Genomic DNA, 3,370 nt, shown 5'->3' with positions numbered 1-3,370 from the left:
CCCCCAGGCCGCCCACCAGCGCCAGCGCCCAAGGCGCCCGGCGAACAGCCAGAGCAGCAGGGCAACCGCCAGGAACGACAGCCAGAACCCCGCCTGCAGGCTGGCCAGCGGCTCGACCAGCAAGACCAGCACCAGCGTTCCCAGCAGCGGGGTCAGCAAGCCCAGGTGGCGGAAACGCAGGCGCCAGACCAGCGCCAGGCTGACCATCAGGCAAGCACGCCGCACCGGGACCTCGAAACCCGCCATCAACCCGTAGCTCCAGGCACCAAGCAAACCCAGGGCGCAGGCACAGGGCAGCCAGGGCAAGCGCCGCGGCCAGCAGCCCAGGCGATGCAAGGCCGCCACCAGGCCATAGAGCATCCCTGCCAGCAACGAGATATGCGAACCGGAGATGACCATCAGATGCACGGTGCCGGTGTCCTGGAACATTCGCCACTCGGCCGCGCTCAATCCCGAGCCATCCCCCAGCACCAGCGCCGCCAGGGCGGCGCCGCGCCCCTGTGCGTCGACCGCCAGCAGGCGCTGGCGCCAGGCATCGCGCCAGGCATCCAGGCCGCTGGCCGGCTGCAGGCGTTGGCCCGCCTTCACCGTGCCCACAGCACCGACCCGCTGCGCCAACAACCAGGCCTCGTAGTCGAAACCCGCCGCGTTCACCAGGCCGCGGGGGCGTTTCAGGGTCACCGCCAGGCGCCAGCGTTCGCCGCCCATCAGCGGCGGCGCGCCGCGCCAGCTCAGGCGCAGACGCTCGGGAAGAAGCACGCCCCGCGCAGCGCTGACCTCCTCCAGCCGGAAGCGCGTGACGCCCTCGCCGCTCGCCGGCAGATCGACCACACGCCCCTCCAGCCAAAGGGTGCGACCATCCAGCTCGGCGGCCAGGCGTCCGTCCAGGGCGACTTGCGCCGAGCCGCAGGCCCAGGCGAACCCGAGCAGGAACAACCCCAGCCAGTACAGCCGGCCGAACAGCAGCAACAGTCCGGCGGCGGCCATGCCCAGCAGCCAGCCGACCGACGGCAATTCCGCCAGGAAGCGCAGGGCCAGCAGCCCCGCGGCGAGAGCTGGCAATCCCAGGCGCATGAACGGTTCCTCCCATCCCCGTGGCGTGCCCTCCGCTCCCCGACATGTCACATGGGGTCATACAATGGGCAACGAAATCCTGTCATCTTGCTTGGCATAATACGCAAGCCTATATCCACTGAGAGCCCACATGCCGCGTCGCCTGTTCAAGCGCTACATGCCCGATCCGGAAAGCATCCGCTCGCAGAAGTCGCTGCGCTTTCTCGGCAAGTTGACGCACGATCCCAACCTTTGGCATCTCAATCGCCACTCGGTATCGCGCGCCATGGCCGCCGGGCTGTTCGCCGCCTTCATCCCGATGCCGATGCAGATGCTGCTGGCGGCCGGTCTGGCGGTGTGGATTCGCAGCAATCTGCCAATCTCCGTCGGATTGGTCTGGCTGACCAATCCGATCACGATGCCCCCGGTCTTCTATTGCACCTACAAGCTGGGCGCCTGGTTGATGCAGGTGCCGCCGCGCACCCTGCCGGACCATCTCACCTGGGAATGGATCAGCCAGGAGCTGTCCAGCCTCTGGCAGCCCTTCCTGCTCGGTTCGGTGGTGTGCGGCATCATCGCCGCCATCCTCGGCTACGCGCTGACGATGCTCTACTGGCGCTGGTGGGTGCAGCGCAGTTGGAGCCGACGCTGCCGGCAACGTCGCGAACGGGTCGCCGCGAAGTGATCCGCCGGACATGAAAAAGCCGCCTCGAAGGCGGCTTTTTCGTGGGCCTTGTCCGCCCCGTGCAGGGACTGGCGCTCACTCGTAGCGCAGCGACTCGGCCGGTTGTGTCCGCGCCGCGCGCCAGGATGGGTACAGGGTGGCGAGGAAGCTCATCAGCAATGCAGCGCTGCAGATCAGCACCACGTCCAGCACCTGCAGGTCGGAAGGCAGGTAGTTGATGAAGTACACGTCCGAGCTGAAGACCTTGTGCCCGACCAGCCGCTCGATGCGGTCGATCATCCCGGTGATGTTCAACGCCGCGAACACCCCGAGCACCCCCCCGATGACCGTCCCGATCACGCCGATGACGGTGCCCTGGACCATGAAGATCGCCATGATCTGCCGCGGCGTGGCGCCGAGGGTACGAAGAATCGCGATGTCGGTGCGCTTGTCGGCGACCACCATGATCAGGGTGGCGATGATGTTGAAGGCGGCGACCGCGATGATCAGCAGCAGGAGCAGGCCGATCATGGTCTTTTCCATCTTCATCGCGTTGAACAGGCTGCCCTGGGTCCTGGTCCAGTCGCTGGACCTGAAGCCCTGCCCCAACTCCTTGACCACCTTGGCGGCGACCTGCGGCGACTGGTAGAGATCCTTCAGTTCCAGGCGCACGCTCGGCACCTGGCCCGGTTGCAGGCGCAGCAACTGGCCGGCATCGGCGATGTCGATCAGCGCCAGCGAGTTGTCCAGTTCGGCGCCGACCTTGAACAGGGCGACGATGGTGAAGCGCTGCATGCGCGGAGTGATGCCGCCCGGCGCACTGGTGGCTTCCGGGACGATCAGGGTCAGCTTGTCGCCGACATTGACATGGAAGCGCCGCGCGGTGATCTCGCCGAGGACGATGCCGAACTCGCCAGGCTTGAGGTCGTCCAGGCTGCCCTGGACGATGTGCTCGCCGATGATGGAAACCTTGCGCTCCTCCTGCGGGTCGATGCCGTTGACCAGCACCGGCAGCATGTTGCCCTTGTACGACAGCATGCCCTGCAGTTCGGCGAACGGCGCCGCGCCGACCACCTCGCGGTGCCGCAGCGCCGCGTTGGCGACGGTCTGCCAGTCGTCCAGCGGCTGCGTCGCGCTGATAGTGGCATGCGGCACCATGCCGAGGATCCGCGTGCGCATTTCCTTCTGGAAGCCGTTCATCACCGAGAGCACGATGATCATCGCCAGCACGCCCAGCGCCAGGCCGATCATCGAGGTCAGCGAGATGAACGAGATGTAGTGGTTGCGGCGTTTGGCGCGGGTGTAGCGCAGGCCTATGAAGAACGGTAACGGTCTGAACATGTCGCGGATGCACCGAGTCGATGGGGGATTCGCCGGACGGGAGCGGACGGCGGGCACGCCGTCGCCCCGCTACGCGGCGATCAGTCGGCCTTCTTCCAGGCGCAGGATGCGATCCATGTGCCCGGCCAGCTGGAGATCGTGGGTTACCACCAGGAACGAGGTCTGCAACGAACGGCTCAGTTCCACCCTGGTGATGGTGGTCACCGACAAGAAGTCGGACATCGCCATCCTTCGTACCCTCGGCGCCACGCCGGGGCAGATCATGGCTACCTTCATGGTCCAGCGCCTGGATTTCCGCCCTGGAAAAGCTGC

Annotated in this window: 3 protein-coding genes and 2 pseudogenes; 2 read left to right on the top strand and 3 right to left on the bottom strand. The window is 66.6% G+C overall.

The window, feature by feature from the left end; all coding sequences use genetic code 11:
• On the bottom strand, nucleotides 1–1,074 hold a 1,074-nt coding region (locus tag FFS27_RS30665; RefSeq protein ID WP_034065903.1), incomplete at its 3' end, for a ComEC/Rec2 family competence protein.
• A 130-nt stretch (nucleotides 1,075–1,204) separates the two neighbouring features.
• On the opposite strand from FFS27_RS30665, the gene FFS27_RS30660 reads away from it, so the two are divergent.
• The gene (locus FFS27_RS30660; protein WP_003091165.1) at nucleotides 1,205–1,738 is read left to right on the top strand and encodes a DUF2062 domain-containing protein; all 534 of its coding nucleotides are present in this window, start codon (nucleotides 1,205–1,207) and stop codon (nucleotides 1,736–1,738) included.
• A gap of 75 nt (nucleotides 1,739–1,813) precedes the next feature.
• Here the strand turns inward: FFS27_RS30660 and FFS27_RS30655 are convergent, their stop codons facing one another.
• Both FFS27_RS30655 and FFS27_RS30650 read right to left on the bottom strand, forming a co-directional pair.
• Nucleotides 1,814–3,058 (bottom strand): lipoprotein-releasing ABC transporter permease subunit, encoded by a 1,245-nt coding sequence (locus tag FFS27_RS30655; protein ID WP_003105198.1) that lies wholly within the window; start codon nucleotides 3,056–3,058, stop codon nucleotides 1,814–1,816.
• A gap of 69 nt (nucleotides 3,059–3,127) precedes the next feature.
• A pseudogene (locus FFS27_RS30650) lies at nucleotides 3,128–3,244 on the bottom strand (lipoprotein-releasing system ATP-binding protein LolD); the annotation flags it as partial.
• Between FFS27_RS30650 and FFS27_RS33910 the strand changes: the two are divergent.
• Nucleotides 3,240–3,370 (top strand): annotated as a pseudogene (locus FFS27_RS33910) (hypothetical protein); the annotation flags it as partial. The pseudogenes FFS27_RS30650 and FFS27_RS33910 sit on opposite strands and share 5 nt — an antisense overlap.

The organism is Pseudomonas sp. 2VD (genome assembly GCF_005503585.1).
Lineage (GTDB): Bacteria > Pseudomonadota > Gammaproteobacteria > Pseudomonadales > Pseudomonadaceae > Pseudomonas > Pseudomonas aeruginosa.
Note: the sequence above shows the minus strand (reverse complement) of the source record. Positions and strands in the feature narration are given on the sequence as shown.